18 protein-coding genes are annotated in these 15,307 nt (G+C 72.1%); 7 read left to right on the top strand and 11 right to left on the bottom strand.

Annotation, left to right across the window (positions count from 1 at the left end; genetic code table 11):
• Positions 1–88: 88 nt before the first annotated feature.
• The 5 genes from ABZ783_RS25290 to ABZ783_RS25310 all read right to left on the bottom strand — a co-directional run bounded on the left by ABZ783_RS25290 (position 89) and on the right by ABZ783_RS25310 (position 4,491).
• A complete protein-coding gene (locus tag ABZ783_RS25290; protein WP_357442158.1) occupies positions 89–1,102 on the bottom strand; it encodes an NADPH:quinone reductase in 1,014 nt (337 codons plus the stop codon).
• Positions 1,103–1,303: 201 nt separating this feature from the next.
• Positions 1,304–2,053 carry a MerR family transcriptional regulator gene (locus ABZ783_RS25295; RefSeq protein WP_357442159.1) on the bottom strand — a complete coding sequence of 250 codons (750 nt, stop codon included), beginning with the start codon at positions 2,051–2,053 and terminating at the stop codon, positions 1,304–1,306.
• Between the two features lie 93 nt (positions 2,054–2,146).
• Entirely contained in the window at positions 2,147–2,800 is a 654-nt protein-coding gene (locus ABZ783_RS25300) for an HAD family phosphatase (protein WP_357442160.1), read from the bottom strand.
• Between the two features lie 31 nt (positions 2,801–2,831).
• Positions 2,832–3,689 (bottom strand): hypothetical protein, encoded by an 858-nt coding sequence (locus ABZ783_RS25305; protein WP_357442306.1) that lies wholly within the window; start codon positions 3,687–3,689, stop codon positions 2,832–2,834.
• A 139-nt stretch (positions 3,690–3,828) separates the two neighbouring features.
• The gene (locus ABZ783_RS25310) at positions 3,829–4,491 is read right to left on the bottom strand and encodes an FKBP-type peptidyl-prolyl cis-trans isomerase (protein WP_357442161.1); all 663 of its coding nucleotides are present in this window, start codon (positions 4,489–4,491) and stop codon (positions 3,829–3,831) included.
• Between the two features lie 239 nt (positions 4,492–4,730).
• Here ABZ783_RS25310 and ABZ783_RS25315 point away from each other — a divergent pair, with 239 nt between their 5' ends.
• Both ABZ783_RS25315 and ABZ783_RS25320 read left to right on the top strand, forming a co-directional pair.
• Positions 4,731–5,123, top strand: a complete 393-nt coding sequence (locus ABZ783_RS25315; RefSeq protein WP_357442162.1) for a PPOX class F420-dependent oxidoreductase — start codon at positions 4,731–4,733, stop codon at positions 5,121–5,123.
• A 213-nt stretch (positions 5,124–5,336) separates the two neighbouring features.
• Positions 5,337–6,302 carry a zinc metalloprotease gene (locus tag ABZ783_RS25320; RefSeq protein ID WP_357442163.1) on the top strand — a complete coding sequence of 322 codons (966 nt, stop codon included), beginning with the start codon at positions 5,337–5,339 and terminating at the stop codon, positions 6,300–6,302.
• A gap of 59 nt (positions 6,303–6,361) precedes the next feature.
• On the opposite strand, the gene ABZ783_RS25325 is transcribed toward ABZ783_RS25320, so the two are convergent.
• The gene (locus ABZ783_RS25325) at positions 6,362–7,396 is read right to left on the bottom strand and encodes a Ku protein (RefSeq protein ID WP_073839084.1); all 1,035 of its coding nucleotides are present in this window, start codon (positions 7,394–7,396) and stop codon (positions 6,362–6,364) included.
• Positions 7,397–7,482: 86 nt separating this feature from the next.
• Between ABZ783_RS25325 and ligD (ABZ783_RS25330) the strand changes: the two genes are divergently transcribed.
• Positions 7,483–8,424, top strand: a complete 942-nt coding sequence (gene ligD, locus ABZ783_RS25330) for a non-homologous end-joining DNA ligase (protein ID WP_357442164.1) — start codon at positions 7,483–7,485, stop codon at positions 8,422–8,424.
• Positions 8,414–9,328: a non-homologous end-joining DNA ligase gene (ligD, locus tag ABZ783_RS25335; RefSeq protein WP_357442165.1), complete on the top strand. Its 915-nt coding sequence runs from the start codon at positions 8,414–8,416 to the stop codon at positions 9,326–9,328. Before ligD (ABZ783_RS25330) ends, ligD (ABZ783_RS25335) begins: the two co-directional genes overlap by 11 nt.
• A gap of 31 nt (positions 9,329–9,359) precedes the next feature.
• On the opposite strand, the gene ABZ783_RS25340 is transcribed toward ligD (ABZ783_RS25335), so the two are convergent.
• The gene (locus ABZ783_RS25340) at positions 9,360–9,731 is read right to left on the bottom strand and encodes a DUF4267 domain-containing protein (protein ID WP_357442166.1); all 372 of its coding nucleotides are present in this window, start codon (positions 9,729–9,731) and stop codon (positions 9,360–9,362) included.
• Between the two features lie 88 nt (positions 9,732–9,819).
• Here ABZ783_RS25340 and ABZ783_RS25345 point away from each other — a divergent pair, with 88 nt between their 5' ends.
• Together ABZ783_RS25345 and ABZ783_RS25350 are read left to right on the top strand one after the other, a co-directional pair.
• Positions 9,820–10,392 (top strand): TetR/AcrR family transcriptional regulator, encoded by a 573-nt coding sequence (locus ABZ783_RS25345; RefSeq protein WP_357442167.1) that lies wholly within the window; start codon positions 9,820–9,822, stop codon positions 10,390–10,392.
• Positions 10,393–10,468: 76 nt separating this feature from the next.
• Positions 10,469–11,230 carry a TIGR03089 family protein gene (locus ABZ783_RS25350; protein ID WP_357442168.1) on the top strand — a complete coding sequence of 254 codons (762 nt, stop codon included), beginning with the start codon at positions 10,469–10,471 and terminating at the stop codon, positions 11,228–11,230.
• A 6-nt stretch (positions 11,231–11,236) separates the two neighbouring features.
• On the opposite strand, the gene ABZ783_RS25355 is transcribed toward ABZ783_RS25350, so the two are convergent.
• The 3 genes from ABZ783_RS25355 to ABZ783_RS25365 form a co-directional block, all read right to left on the bottom strand.
• Positions 11,237–11,827, bottom strand: coding sequence for a hypothetical protein (locus ABZ783_RS25355; protein ID WP_357442169.1), 591 nt, complete (start codon positions 11,825–11,827; stop codon positions 11,237–11,239).
• Positions 11,824–12,321 (bottom strand): sigma-70 family RNA polymerase sigma factor, encoded by a 498-nt coding sequence (locus ABZ783_RS25360; RefSeq protein WP_357442170.1) that lies wholly within the window; start codon positions 12,319–12,321, stop codon positions 11,824–11,826. Before ABZ783_RS25360 ends, ABZ783_RS25355 begins: the two co-directional genes overlap by 4 nt.
• A gap of 123 nt (positions 12,322–12,444) precedes the next feature.
• Positions 12,445–12,672, bottom strand: coding sequence for a hypothetical protein (locus tag ABZ783_RS25365; RefSeq protein ID WP_357442171.1), 228 nt, complete (start codon positions 12,670–12,672; stop codon positions 12,445–12,447).
• Positions 12,673–12,924: 252 nt separating this feature from the next.
• Between ABZ783_RS25365 and ABZ783_RS25370 the strand changes: the two genes are divergently transcribed.
• On the top strand, positions 12,925–13,800 hold the full coding sequence (locus ABZ783_RS25370; RefSeq protein WP_357442172.1) for a GNAT family N-acetyltransferase: 876 nt from the start codon (positions 12,925–12,927) through the stop codon (positions 13,798–13,800).
• 114 nt (positions 13,801–13,914) lie between these two features.
• Here ABZ783_RS25370 and ABZ783_RS25375 read toward each other — a convergent pair whose 3' ends face one another.
• Positions 13,915–15,231: a lysyl oxidase family protein gene (locus tag ABZ783_RS25375; RefSeq protein ID WP_357442173.1), complete on the bottom strand. Its 1,317-nt coding sequence runs from the start codon at positions 15,229–15,231 to the stop codon at positions 13,915–13,917.
• Positions 15,232–15,307: the final 76 nt, after the last annotated feature.

Raw genomic sequence — 15,307 nt, forward strand, 5'->3', positions numbered from 1 at the left:
GCCCGTCCATGCGGGGCGACCCGCACGTCCATTCTCGCGAAACTTGTTCGCCTCTGTCCCGATGTCAGAGAAATCCGTTTCGCGTTTATTACGCCTCGGCCGTGGCGATCAGCACCTTACCGACCGCGCCGTCCTCCACCGCCTTGTGCGCCGCCTGGGCCGCCGACATCGGGTAGCGGTGCAGCGGCAGCCCGGCCTCCTCGCCCACCCGGATCGCCCCCTGCGCCACCGCCGCCGTCACGTCGGTCACCGCCTGCGCCTTGGCCGCCTTCGGCGCCGTGTAGATCAGCACGAACTGCCAGCGGGCGTTCGGCACCATCAGCGGCCGGATCGGCAGCGTCACCTCGGACCCGCCGTCGTCCGCGTAGACGCAGACCGCGCCCCCGGGCCGCAGGATCTGCACGTCCGCCGCCGCGTTGACGGCCGCGGCGACCTCGACGATGGTGTGCACCCCGTCGGGCGCGATCTTGCGGACCTCCTCGACCACGTCCTGCTCGCGGTAGTTGATCACGAAGTCGGCCCCGGCCGCCGCCGCGAGCTGCGCCTTCTCCGGAGTGCTCACCGTGGTGATCACGCAGGCGTCGGCCCAGCGGGCGAGCTGGATGGCCGCGTTGCCCACCGCGCCCGCCCCGCCCTGCACCAGCACCACATGGTCGCTGAGCGCGCCCGCGTGCAGCTTGTCCGGCATGAACTCGCCGGCGGTGAGGCACCGGTGCGCGGTCAGGAACGGGATGCCGAGGCAGGCGCCCAGGTCGAAGGAGGCGGAACCGAGGCGTACCGCGTGCCGGACCGGGACCACCGTGTATTCGGTGGCGGTGCCCCAGGGCCGCTGCCAGGCGGCCTCCCAGAGCCACACCCGGTCACCGATCAGGATCTGGTCGACACCCTGGCCGACCGCCTCGATCACCCCGGCACCGTCCTGCCCGGGGATCTGCCACCCGGCCGGGAGCGGCCACTGCCGGCGGGCCTTCCAGTCCGTCGGGTTCACCCCGGACACGGCCACCCGCACCAGCACCTCGCCGGGGCCCGGCTCCGGGATCGGGCGCTCGGCCACCTGGAGCACCGAGACGTCGCCGTTGCCTTCGTACACGATCGCCTTCATCGCCGTCCCCTCACCGCCGACACGTGCGCCACCGGCTGCGCTACCCGGACGCACCCTGATCATTCCGATCGGACGCGCCGGGGAAAACGTACAACGCGGTGGTCGGCGGCAGGAGGGGTGTGCTGCGGGACATGCCGGCGGTGCAGGCGCGCGGGACGGTGGGCCGGCCGGGTCCCGATCGGTCGGCCCACCCCAGGCGGCTCAGCCCGCCGCGACCGACCGCTTCACGTAGTCGATCAGCTCCGGCGACGGGCCGCCCCACTCACTGGTGATCTCCGCGCGCTGTTCCGCGTACATCCGGTAGAGCGAGTCCCGCAGCCCCGGGTCCCCGCCGTGGAACGCCTCCAGCAGCTCCATCCACCGCTTCGCCAGCGCCCGCACCCGCGGGTCCGCCGGGTCGGTCCCGGCGTCCAGCTCCGCCTGGACCTGGGCGATCAGCCGGGGCCATTCCTCCTGTACGTCGCGGATGGCCGCCTCGCCGATCTGCTCCCGCCGCTGCGCCAGCACGGCGAGCTGGTCCTCGGTGAAATAGTTCCGGATCGTGTCCTCCACCCTGGTCACCTCCTCGATCACTGCGAGCAGGTCGACGGGCGCGGCACCCCCGGCGGCGCGTACGGCGGGCACCAGCATGGCCAACCGGTCACGCAGGCCGCCCAGCGCGGCGAGCTGCCGCTCCACGTGCGCCAGGTGGTCGTCGAGCAGTTCGGCCAGCTCCGGGCCGCCGCCACCGCCGCCGTCCAGCAGCACACCGATGGCCTCCAGCGGCAGGCCCAGCTCGCGCAGCGCGACGATCCGGTACAGCCGGTCCACGTCCCCCTCGGCGTAGAGCCGGTGGCCGGCGGACGTCCGCGCGGACGGCCGCAACAGCCCCACGTGGTCCCAGTGGTGCAGGGTCCGGACGGTGAGCCCGGTACGCCGGCACAGCTCGCCGATCCGCCAGGTGGACGCCACGTCCCACTCCCTCTCGCATCGCCGCACCCTGCGGCGACCGGAATCCGACGCTAAGACCTGACGTCGCGTCAGGAGCAAGTCGTCCCGCGGGCTTCAGTCGAGCCGTTCGACCACCGCTGGGGTGAGCGCGTCGATCGAGGGCAGCAGCACCGCCGCCAACGCCTCGGCGTCCCGGTCCAGCGGGTACGACCCGTGCGGCACCGCCACCACCCGCATCCCGGCGGCGGCCGCGGACCGGACCCCGTTCGAGGAGTCCTCGATCGCCACGCACCGGGCGGGATCCACGCCGAGCCGCGCCGCCACGCCCAGCCAGACGTCCGGCGCCGGCTTGCCCCGGGCGGTCTCCTCGGTCGACAGGGTCGCCCGGAAGGCGTCGGCCAGGCCCGTGGCGGCCAGCGCCGCCGCGATCAGTCGGGTGGGGGAGGAACTGGCCAGCCCCAGCGGCCAGCGCGTGGCCAGCCGGCGCACCACCGCGTCGGCGTCGTCGATCAGCGGTACGTGTGCCGCGTACCGCCGGGTCATCTCGGCCACCACCTCGGTGGCGACCTGCTCGGCGGTGCGGTCCACGCCCAGCTCACCGCTCAGGTAGGCGGCCCACTCGCCGGTGCTCATCCCCATCAGCCGGCGCTGGGTGTCCGGCTGCCAGGCGCCGCCGTGCGCGGCCACGTACGCCCGCCGGACCTCCTCCCAGACCGGCTCGGAGTCCACGATCACGCCGTCCAGGTCGAAGAGCACCGCGTCCACCATGAGCCCATCCTGCCGGACCCCGGCGGGCCGGTCAGCGGGCCGGGGCGGTCGCCTCCCCGGTGGAGGCGCGCGGGGCGGGCAGGCCGATCGGGCTCTGCCGGGGAATGATCGTGTGGCACCGGCTCGCGATCGGTTCGAGCAGCTCGCGCAGCCGCGCCGTACGCTCCGCGCCCAGCGCCCGCCACGGGCCGAGCGCGGCGCGGTCGGTGGCCTCCTCGACCGCCCGGAACGTCGCGGTGCCGTGCTCGGTCGGCGCCCGGTCGGCGGTCAGCCAACCCTTCTCCACCAGGCGCTCCTCGGCGGTGGCCCACTCCTCGTCGGTCCAGCCCCGGGCCATCTGGTGGAACTCGCGGGACTGGTCGAGCCGGCACCGCCAGGCCACCACCTCGACCGGATCCAGCCCGGTGGTGACCAGCGCCGCCACGTGCCCGTCGCCCCGGTGCTCGCGCAGCGTCGTGGCGGCCTGCCAGAGCCGGGCCAGCGGGTATTCCCCCCGGGGCAGCGCGGCGTTGACCGCGCCCAGCACCCGGCCCGCCGTCTCGACCCGCCCGGCCGCCTCCTCCAGCAGCCCCGCCGCCTCGACGAGGTGCGACTCGGGCAGCTCGTAGGTGAACTCGGCCAGCGCCTGCACGGCACCGGTGAGCCGGGCGCGCAGCGCCTCCTGCGGGGTGGCCAGGCGCCACACCGAGGGGAGCGCCCGGGCCACCATCGGCGGCGCGAAGCTGAAGAAGGCGGCAACCACCACTGGCGCGTCCACCGGCCCGAGCGGGGCGGCCCGGCCGGCGAAGTAGCCCCGCCAGTAGCCGCGCAGCCCCACCGCCTCGTACGCGGCGCGGGCCCGGGGGTGGAAGTAGGTCACCGCGTGGACCGGCTCGAAGTGGGTCCACATCAGCCGGGCCAGTCCGGGGTCGTCCAGCGCCGCCACGTGCACCTCCGCGTCGGTGGGCAGGTCGCCGCGGGCGGGTGGACCGCCCACGGTGACCATGAACCTACTGCCGCTGGGTGACGGGAAGGAAGCCTGCTGTGACCTACTGCGCGGCGATCACGTCAACGACGAAGCGCAGCGGGCCCGCCGGGCGACCGCCCGACGCGTCGTTGCCGTACGCCAGCTCACCCGGGATGTCGAGCTGCACCCGGCTGCCCACCGGCACGCCGACCAGGCCCTGGTCCCAGCCGGGGATGACCTGGCCGACGCCGATCCCGAAGGTGGCCGGCTCGCCCCGGCCCCAGGAGGAGTCGAACTCCTTGCCGTCCTTGTAGAACACCCCGACGTAGTTGGTGGTGATCTGCTGGCCGGCCTTCACCGCCGGGCCGTTGCCCTTGATCAGGGTGGTGACGGTGAGCTTCTTCAGCTCGCCCTTGCCCGCGCCGACCGTCGGCTTGGTCTTCAGCGCCGGGTCGGCGTCGGCGGGAAGCTGCGGTGCGGCGGCGGCGGTGGGCTCGACCGGGGCGTCGGCGCTGGCCGACGGGGCGGCGGCGGTGGACTTCGTGTCGTCGTCCCCGTTGTTCAGCCAGACGATGCCGCCGATCAGCGCGGCGACCGCGAGGACACCGACAAAGGCGCCCAGCATCGACTGCCGGCGGCGCCGCGCCTCGGCGGCCTTCTTCGCCGCCAGCTGCGCGGCCAGACGCCGCTCCGCCTTGGTGCCCGGGCCCTGGCCCGCCGACCGGTTCTGCACACGCTCGCTCACGTCGACTCCCCTGCTGGGTGGGTGGTGCGGCTCGTCGGCCGCTGTCGAGACCAGCGCACACGGTACCCGCCCGGACGCCTGCGGTGCTCCTACGGCCGGCTCCGATTCCGACAGCTCGGCCATCCATGGGCGCCAGCGTGAAGTCGGTGACGAACGACGCGACCGGGCGGTGGGCCGGCAACGGGCGTGGCGGCGGCGAACGACAGCGACACCGGACTCATCGGAGTACGTTCACGACCATGGCGATCCTCACCGAAGTAGACCTTGCCCTGCTCGCCGAGCCGCAGCTCGCGCATGTGGCGACCATCGAGCCCGACGGCACCCCGCACGTCACCCCGGTCTGGGTGGACACCGACGGCGAGCACATCGTGTTCAACACCGCCAAGGGCCGGAAGAAGTACCTCAACATCGCGCGCAACCCGGCGGTCGCGATTTCCGTGGTGGACAAGGCGGACGACTTCCGCACGCTCTGGGTGAAGGGCACCGCCGAGTTGATCACCGAGGGTGCCGACGAGCACATCGACCGGTTGGCGAAGAAGTACCTCGGGCAGGACACGTACCCGTTCCGGCAGCCCGGCGAGGAGCGGGTGATCGTCCGGGTCACCCCCACCGGGAAGCTCGGCCGCGGCTGAGCCCACGGAGGGCCCCTTCTCAACGCCTCCGGTAGAGCAGAGGCCCTCCACCAACATCGCCGTTCGGCCGGGAGACCAGCTGAGTGCGCACTTGGGTCTGTTGTTCACCGCATCGACGTGTTCTCATACGGGACGACGACGTCACTGACCTCGTGGCGGCGTCCCTTGTCCATTCCGCTCTGCCTCCATCCCACAGGCGTGAAGGGTGCAACGATGCGCAGAAGATCATCTTTCCAGCTGGCGGTCCTGACCGCTACCGCGGCGACGTTCCTGGCGGCCGGAGGCGCCTCCGGGGCGGTGGCCACGGCAGCGCCCGCGACCGCCTCCCCTGGGGTAGCGGCGTGTGAGCCGGGTGCCGAGGGGCACAGCGCCGCGCGGGTGAAGGAGGGCGCCACCGCCCAGGAACCGGAGCTGTACTCGAAGAACGAGGCGAACGCCTACGGCGTGCTCAAGGATTCGCCGCGCCTGCCCAACGGCAGCGTCACCATCCCCACGGTCTTCCACATGATCTCCGACCACCCCCTGAGCGCGGCCGAGACGGACCGGTTCAACACCATGATCGCCGCGCAGATGAAGGTGCTCAACGATTCGTTCGGAGGCAGCACGGCGCCCGACGCCTCCGACACGCCGTTCCGGTTCTCGCTCGTCGACACGACGTGGACGGTGAACAGCAACTGGTACACGGTCGTGCCGGGCAAGAACGAGCGCGACATGAAGAAGGCGCTGTACACCGGCGACGCCCGCACCTTGAACGTGTACGCGGCCAACATCGGCGGCGGGCTCCTCGGCTGGGCGTACTTCCCGAAGGGCTACAACAACGGCCGGGACTACATCGACGGCGTGGTGATGCTGGACGAGTCGATGCCGGGCGGAACGGCCGGCAAGTACGCCCTGGGTGACACGCTGACGCACGAGGTCGGGCACTGGCTGATGCTGGAGCACACCTTCGCGCACGGTTGCTCCGCCTCCGGCGACTTCGTCGCGGACACCCCGCGCGAGGCGGCGCCGCAGTTCAACTGCCCGGTGGGCGCGGACACCTGCACCGCACCCGGGCTGGACCCGATCCACAACTTCATGGACTACACGCAGGACTCCTGCATGAACATGTTCACGGCGGGCCAGGCGGACCGGATGAGCGACGCCTGGGTGGCATTCCGGGCCGGTGGCGGCAAGCAGTAACCAGGGCTTGGTGCCGGGGTTGACGGGCCGCCTTCAGCGGCTCGTCAACCCCTTCGCCGTCAGGCGGTCTTGCGGGGGGCCGCCTTCTTGGCGGCCTTCTTGGCCGGCGCCGCCTTCTTCTCCGCGGTCTTCTTGGCCGCCGCCTTCTTCGCCGGCTCGGCCTTCTTGGCGGCGGCCGCCTTCTTCGCCGGGGCCTTCTTCGCGGCCGCCTTCTTCGCCGGCGCCTTCGCGGTCTTGGCCGCCTTGGCCGCCTGCTGCGCCGACCGGGCCGAGGTGATCGGGGTCGGCTCGCCGGCGCCGCCGGCGGGTGCCTCGCCGCGGGCCGCCCGGGCCCGCTCGACCGACGCCTTCAGGGCGGCCATCAGGTCCACCGCGGCGGCCGGCGCGGCCTCTTCCTCCTCCGGCTGGACCACCTCACGGCCCTCGATCTTGGCGTCGATCACCTCCTGCAACGCCGCCCGGTAGTCGTCGGTGAAGGCGTCCGGCTCGAAGTCGCCGGCCATCGAGTCGATCAGCGAGCTGGCCATGGCCAGCTCCGGGGGACGGACCTTCAGGTCCTCGTCCAGGAACCCGAAGTCGGGGGTACGCACCTCGTCCGGCCAGAGCATCGTGTTGAGCAGCAGGACGCCCTCGCGTACCCGGAGGGTGGCGAGCTGCTCCCGCTGGCGCAGGGCGACCTTGACGATCGCCACCCGCTCCGAGTCGGTCAGCGCGTCGCGCAGCAGCACGTACGGCTTGGTGGCCGAGCCCTCCGGCTCCAGGAAGTACGCCTTGTTGTAGAGGATCGGGTCGACCTGCTCGGCGGGGACGAACTCCAGCACGTCGATCGCGTGCGAGGTGGTCAGCGGCAGGTCGGCGAAGTCCTCGTCGGTGAGGATGACCATCTCGCCGCCGCCGATGTCGTACCCCTTGGCGATGTCGTCGTAGGTGACCTCCTCGCCGCAGACCTGGCAGGTGCGCTTGTAGCGGATCCGGCCGCCGTCGTCCCGGTGCACCTGGTGGAAGCGGATGTCCTTCTCCTCGGTGGCCGAGTAGACCCGCACTCCGATCGACACCAGGCCGAACGACACCGCTCCTTTCCAGATGGCTCGCATCCCCGCGCTCCTCTCCCTGGTTCTGACCAGAATTGCAAACGATCGAACGGCACGCACGCCCTTCCGTGCGCAACTACAGTGATCAGGTGCCCGGCGCGCCGTTGAAGCCGATGCTCGCGATGACCGGGCATCTCCCGGCCGGTGCCGGCTGGGCGTACGAGTTCAAGTGGGACGGGGTCCGCGCGCTCGCCGACATCTCCTACGGCGACCAGCACCTGTACGCGCGTTCCGGCGTGGAGATCACCACGGCGTACCCGGAATTGATCATGCTGAAGGAGCAGGTCGACGACGCGCTGCTGGACGGCGAGGTGGTCCTCTTCAACGAGCTCGGGCAGCCGTCGTTCACCGCGCTGGCCGAGCGGATGCACGTGCGGAACCCGACCAAGGCGGCGCGGCTGGCGGCCAGCATGCCCGTCACGTACATGATCTTCGACGTGCTGCGGCTGCGCGGCGACGACCTGACCGGCCGCACCTACCGGGAGCGGCGCGCGGCGCTGGAGTCGCTCGGGCTCGGCGCGGCCCGGTGGGCGGTGCCGCCCGCCTTCGCCGACGGCCCGGCCACTTTTGCGGCGGCCGGCGAGCACGGGCTCGAAGGGGTGATGGCCAAGCGGGTCGACGCGGTCTACCGGCCCGGGGTGCGCTCGCCCGACTGGGTGAAGGTCAAGCTGGAGGTGACCGGCGACTTCGTGGTCGGCGGCTGGCGGCCCGGCGCGCGCAAGATCGGCGGCCTGCTGGTCGGGGTGCCCCGGCCGGACGGACGGCTCACCTTCCGGGGCCGGGTCGGCGGGGGGATCGGCGCGGCCCTCGAGCGGGACCTGCTGCGCGAGCTGGAACCGCTGCGCAGCGCCGCGTCACCGTTCGCCGGGGACGTGCCGCGCGAGGATGCCCGCGGCGCGATCTGGGTAACCCCGCGGGTGGTGGTCGAGGTCAAGTACGGCCAGCGCACCCCCGACGGGCGGCTGCGCTTCCCCCGGATCCTGCGGCTGCGGCCGGACAAGCCACCCGAGGAGGTCGACGATGCCAGCTGACCGGTTGAAGGTGGACGTCGAGGGACGCGCGCTGGAGCTGTCCAACCTGGACAAGATCCTCTACCCGAAGGCCGGCTTCACCAAGGGCGAGGTGATCGACTACTACACCCGGATCGCCCCGGTGCTGCTGCCGCACCTGCGTGACCGGGCGCTGACCCGGATCCGGTACCCCAACGGGGTGGAAGGCGGCTCGTTCTTCGAGAAGAACGCCCCGGCTGCCACCCCCGGCTGGGTACGCACCGAGACGCTGCCCGCCCCCGGGTCGAGCAAGGGGCGGGAGACCATCGACTACGTGGTCTGCGACGAGCTGCCCGTGCTGGTCTGGCTGGCCAACCTCGCCGCCCTGGAGCTGCACACGCCGCAGTGGAAGATCGGCGAGCACCCGGACATGATGGTGGTCGACCTGGACCCGGGCGCCCCGGCCGCGCTGAAGCAGTGCTGCCAGGTGGCGCTGCTGATGCGCGACCGGCTCGCCGACGACGGCATCGAGGCGTACCCGAAGACGTCCGGCAAGAAGGGCATGCAGCTCTGCTGCCCGATCGCCGGTACGCAGGATTCCGATTTCGTCTCGGGTTACGCCAGGCGGATCGCCCAGGAGCTGGAGCGGGCGCACCCGAAGCAGATCGTGTCGAAGATGGCCAAGAACCTGCGTCCCGGCAAGGTCTTCATCGACTGGAGCCAGAACAACGCGGCCAAGACGACGGTGGCGCCGTACTCGCTGCGCGCCCAGGCGGTGCCGGCGGTGTCCACCCCGCTGACCTGGGACGAGGTCGAGGCGGGCGCGGCGGGCAAGCGCCCGTCGACCAAGCCGTACACGGCGGGCGAGGTGCTCAAGCGGGTGGAGCAGCAGGGCGACCTGCTGGCCCCGCTCCTCGACGGCGGCCCCGAACTGCCCGGGGGCTGAGCGGCCCGGGCAGTTCGGGTCAGCGGTTGCCCTACAGGGCGAACAGCAGGGCGGCGTCGAGGAGGACGACCACGGCGGTGGCGAAGTGGATGCCGAAGGCGATCGCCTTCGTGCCGCCGTGCCGCAGCACGATCAGGGTGTCCCCCAACGGGTTGAGCGCGACGATCAGCATGAACCAGGCGACCGCGTCGGCGCTGGTGAAGGCGATCAGGGCGAGGCCGAGCAGGCCGTAGGTGAGGTCGCGCAGGCCCTTGATCGTGAGATACGCGGGGTCGCCGTCCGGCGCGGCCGGCACGCCGTAGCCGGCGGCCGAGGCGCGGGGCACCAGCAGGAACCGGGCGCCGATGAAGACGCAGAAGAGGCTGAGGACGACGGCGAGCCCGTAGGCGAGGGGACTGAGCATGTTCGGCTCCATTTGCTAGCAGCGCTAGATGCGAGAGCGAAGCTAGCAGAGCGCCGGCAGATTGGCTAGCGGTGCTAGAGTTTCGGTCATGGGGATTCAGGCCCGCCGGGAGCGGGAGCGGGCGGAACGGGAACGGGCGATCGTCGCCGCGGCCCGGGAGCTGGCCGAGTCGGAGGGCTGGGACGCCGTCACGACCCGCCGACTCGCCGCCGAGATCGAATACAGCCAGCCCGTCCTCTACAGCCACTTCAAGGGCAAGGACGCCATCATGGCGGCGGTCGCCGTGGAAGGCTGCGCTGATCTGGCCGCCGAACTCGCCGCCGCCCGGGCCGCCGCGACCGACCCGCGGCGGGCGGTGGCCGAGATCGCCAGGGCGTACGTCGCGTTCGCCGAGCGCCGGCCCGCGCTCTACGACGCGATATTCAACCTCCCCACCGATCTGCCCTTCGCCACCAAGGACGTGCCGGTCGAGCTGGCCCGGGCCTTCGCCGAACTGGCCGAGACCCTGCGCCCGGCCGCTGGCGACGACGACCTCGAGGCGTTCACCGAGACCTTCTGGAGCGGGCTGCACGGCCTCGCCACGCTGATGCGCAACGGCCGGCTCCGGCGCGCGGACCACGAGCGGCGGCTGGCGATCCTGGTGGACCGGTTCACCCGCTGAACCGACCCGCCGGTCGAGGGCGGTCGGGCCGGCGGTCGGCTGGTTAGGGTGAGCGGATCGGCAGGAGGAGTTTCCGATGGCTGTCCACACGCCCGCACCCGTCCCGGCCAACGCGCCATGGGAGGTCGGGCTCCCGCTGCTCACCTACTGCGACGACGCGACCGGGGAGCGGGTCGAGCTGACCGCGCCGCAGCTCGGCGGCTGGGCCGCGCGCAGCGCCAGCCTGCTGCGGGACGGCTGCGGGCTGGGCCCCGGCAGCCGGATCGCGGTGCTGCTGCCGCCGCACTGGCGTACCGCCGCGGTGCTGATCGGCGCCTGGTCGATCGGGATGGCCGTGTCGTTCCGGCCGCGGGCCACCGCCGGGCTGCCGGTCCTCGAACCCGGCGGCGACCAGCCGTACGACGCGGTGTTTGTGACCCCGGAGCGCCTCGACGACTGGCTGGAGGACGTGCCACTCGGCACGCATCGCTACCTGGTCCCCACCGGGCCGGCGCCGCTGGCCGAGGTGCCCCTCGGCTGGCTCGACTGGTCCATCGAGGTGCTCCGGCACACCGACACCCCGCCCGACTACACCGCCGTCCGCCCGTGGGACCCAGCCAGCCCCGACGGCACCAGCTACGGGGAGTGGCGGCAGTTGGCGTCGGCGATCGCCGAACAGCTCGACCTGCGGGCCGGTGATCGGCTGCTGGTCGACGCGACCGAGCACGAGCAGCCGGTGAAGTGGCTGCTCGCCCCGCTCGCCGCCGGCGCATCCGTGGTGCTCTGCGCCAACCTCGACCGGTCGAAGCTGGCTGTCCGGATCGAGGCCGAGCAGGTCACCCGGGTGCTCTCCACGTAGCTCTGATCACTTACAGGTCATCCGGTTCTTCCAGGCCAGGCCGATCACCACCGGGCCGTTCGTCGACGGGTCGTGGTACGAGATCGCCACCACCGCCCCTCTCGGAATGGCCGACGGGTTGATCGTCAGGACAGTGCTCGCGTCCGCCTCGCTCTGCGAGGGGAAGATCCGATCATCAAGTCTGGGCGCGGGCACGGACTGGCAGATTGAGCCGACCCTGACTTCCGCCGGCACGCCGGCTTCGGACAGCGCCTTTCGAACCGCGTCCGGGTCGGCGAACTGCTTCTTCGACAGACTGAGAGTCACCGTCCCGTTGGGCTCGCGGACCACGGAGAAGGCGACCAGTTGCGTCGGAGCCATGCTGGCTGGCCGCTGCGCGGACGGCGGCCCGGCGGACGGCGGCGCGGCGGGTCCCGAGCCGGTGAGCGCCGGTACTGCCAAGGCCAGCCCGGCGAGCATCGCCCCGGCCGCGGTCACTGCGGCCAGCCGCCGTCGGCGCCGCGAGGTGCCCGCGGCGATGATGTCCTCGGCCGGCCTGTCCATGTCGAGGCCGGACAGGCCGTCCGCCACGGCACGCAGTACGTCTTGATCTCTCACTGCTTGATCTCCAGAGTCTCGGCGGGTACGAACTGGCCGCGCAGCGTCGCGACGGCCCGGGACAGGTGAGCGGTGACAGTTCCCGCGGCGATGCCGAGCACCTGAGCGGTGGTCTCGGTGTCCAGGTCCAGGAACACCCGCAGCGCGATCACCTCGCGCTGGCGGGCGGGCAGCCGCCGCAGCGCCGCCATCAGCGCCGCGTCCACGCCCCCGGCGTCCGGGCCGACCGCCACGTCGTGCCCGTCGGCCAAGGCGACCTCGCGGCGGCGGCGCCGCCAGGCCGACACCCGCACGTTCAGGGCGGTGCGCACCACCCACGCCTGGGGAGCCGGGTGCCGGCTGACCTTCCGCCAGGACATCCAGGCCCTGGTGAACGCCTCCGCCACCAGGTCCTCAGCGCCCTCGCGATCGCCCGTGCCGGCCACCACCGCCCGCACACAGGCGGCCCGGTGGACCCGATAGAACTCTGCGAACTGTGCTTGCTCGTGTCCCACGTCCCGTACACGCCTGAGCCCGTCGGGCCACTTACCCTCGGCCGACATCTGCCCGGACAGAGTTGCCGGACGAGGCTCGACACCCGCATCGACGCCGAGCAGGTGACCCGAGTGCTGTGCGCACTACCTTTCGGCCCTGGTGCGCCGAGCGGTACGCCATTTGGCCGTATAGGGCAGCACGAACAGGTACAGGCCGGTGGACAGGAGCAGGAAGAGCGGGAGCAGCGGCACGTAGGACACCCAGACGACGGGCTCCTCCTGTGCCAGCGCGACGAAGGTGACGATGACCGTCACCGTGAAGACGATGGCCAGCCAGCGGTGGATCTGCCGGACCCACTTGTTCCAGTTCAACGGAACCTCCTCGGAAGACGAGCAACCCCGCCCCCTGCGCCTGCCGGGGGCGGGACATCCATGGCGGGTCACGCTAGCTGCGGCTCGGTGACCTGGGCTTCTCGATTCCTGACCGGTCTGGCCACCTGTTCCGGTCGCCGTGCGGGGCAGCGCGCCGGCCCGACGGAAACTCGTTGACAGTGGCGCGGGCCGGGATGCCTACTTGCCCACCGGGCGTCGTGCGGCCGGCGACAGGCGAAGGGGCAGTGGATCATGGCAGAACTGGGCGGAAATGCGCTGACCTGGAAAGAGTTCGGCGAGGAGCACCTCGTCGCGCTGACCGGACTGGCCGAGGCGTGCCTGGCCGCCGACGGTGGGCTGCCGCTGTTCGCCAGGCCGCCGCTGCTGCGGGCCAGGCTGCTCCAGACCCGTACCCTCGGCGGCTGGCAGGACGGCAGCCTGGTCGCGGCCGTCGGCGTCGGCACCGGCGAGCAGCCGGCCACCAGCACCGGCCTGGTGCATCCGGCCTGGCGGGGGCGGGGCGTGGGCAGCCGGCTGCTGAACTGGGCGGACGAGCAGGCCGGCGGCGCGGACCTGCTGCTGACCACCGAGTCCTGGAGCCCGGGCGCGGAAGCCCTCTTCACGGCGCGCGGCTTCGAGCTGACCTTCACCGAGTGGGTGCTGCGGCACGACCTCACCACCCTGCCTGCGGTCGCGCGGCCCGACGGCGTGACCACCGAGCCCGTGACCTGGGATATCGGCCCCGAACTCTTCGAGACCTACCGGGCGTCCTTCGCCGACCGACCCGGGTTCGGCAATCCCGCCGCCGAGGAGTGGCTGGGCGACCTGCGGGACGACGACGAGTACCGGCCGGACCTGTCGCTGATCGCGCGCGGTCCCGACGGCACGGCCGTCGGCTTCCTCAACGTCGTCGACAACTGGATCGACCAGGTGGGCGTCGTGCCCGGCTGGCGGCAGCGACGGGTCGGGGCGTATCTGGTGGCGACCGCGCTGCGGTCGCTGGCCGGGGATGGTGCCCGGGAGGCGTGGCTCTGCGTCAACGACAACAACCCGGCCGCCGCGCTGTACCGGCGACTCGGGTTCCGGGACGCCGGCCGCCGCGCCCGCTACCTGCGCCGGCGCGCGTGACCGCCGCCGAGGCCGCGATCGGCTCCGCATCGGCGATGTGGCGGTATCGAGGCGGGCTGGATGCCGCCACATCGGCGATGTGGTGTGTGGGTCAGGCCCGCAAAGGCGGTGTAATCACGGGCAGGCCGGGCCGACGCCGCGCAACTGGGCCTGCGGCTGGCTGGTCGCCAGCCCGGAGAGCGCCACGATCACCGACGAGCAGTTGTTCGTCTCGTCGGACTCGCTGAGCTTGCTGTCCGGGTCCACCGTTGTGAACAGGACGTACGTCCCGTCCGCCAGCCCGTACGTGTCGATCATCTGGTCCGGGAGGTACCAGTTGTAGCGGTCCGCCCAGCCCGGCGACATGCCCATGTCGAAGTAGTCCCGGCCGCCGCTGGTCGACTTCGGGTCCAGGCAGGCCGGTGCCGGGTACGACAGCGCCGCGTCCCCCTTGGTGCCCCAGCCGACCAGGTCGGTGTCGGCGATGCAGAAGCTGACCTTGTCCGCGACGGCGGCCGGCGCGCTGCCGACGACCCTGCCCGCCCGATCGGCCAGCCACAGTTCGGACTGTGCGAACCCCTTGAAGTGGTAGTGCCCATGGATCGGGTGGAACTCCACCTGCCCGGCCGACAGGTCCTGCCAGGTCGAGTCGGACCGGTAGACCCGCTGCCACACATCCTCGTCCTGCATAACGCCCGACTGGCGGGAGTAGTGCAGCTCCACCGGGCCGGTCCCGGCGTTCTGCAGCACCTGGTCGAACCGGAGGCACTGGCGGGCGCCCTGCTCGCTGCGCTCGCTGTCGAAGCACGACTGCCCCGGCTGGGCGGTGTCCCCGAAGATGGTGCCCGGGTTGTCGTAGGTGACGTTCTCCTGCGGCAGCGACCTGAGGTCGGGTAGCAGGTCGCGTACCGGCTGGACCGTCGGCCGGTACTCGACCTCGGCCAGGCCCTGGTAGGCGATGACCCGGTCCGGGTCGACCGCGCCGAAGGTGACCCCGTACGAGACGTACACGTCGTAGGAGCCGTTGCGCGCGGACGGGATGATGACCGACTGGGCGGTGCCGACCCCCGCGGTGGACTTCGCCACGAGCGTCTGGCCCCGGTAGACGAAGAGGCCGAGGCCGCCTTCGGTGGCGCCGTCCCACCGGATCGCCACCTGTACCCCGCCGGGGCGGGTCCAGGTGCCGGGCGGTAGTGCGACCGTGAGTCGCAGCTTTTCGCAGTGGACCGTCCGGCACTCGGGGATCTGCCGCGTGCCGGGTCCGTCGCTGCGGACCGTGCCGGCCCAGTACGAGGCCGGACCGTCCGACCTCAGTTTCACCTCGCCGGGACTGGCGGCCTGCGCGGCCCGCGGCAGCGCGGTGCCGGCGAGGACCAGCAGACCGGCCGCGAGCAGCGCTCCGGCCCGCCGGGTGCGGGCTGCGGAAAGACGCCCTGATACCGAGGTACGCATACGCGCATCCTCCTCAATATAGGTGACTGTGAAACGCCACGCTATACGGAGCGCACATGCTCTGGCATCAGCCCGT

The sequence above is a fragment of the Micromonospora sp. NPDC047738 genome, assembly GCF_040642675.1.
Classification (GTDB): Bacteria; Actinomycetota; Actinomycetes; order Mycobacteriales; family Micromonosporaceae; genus Micromonospora.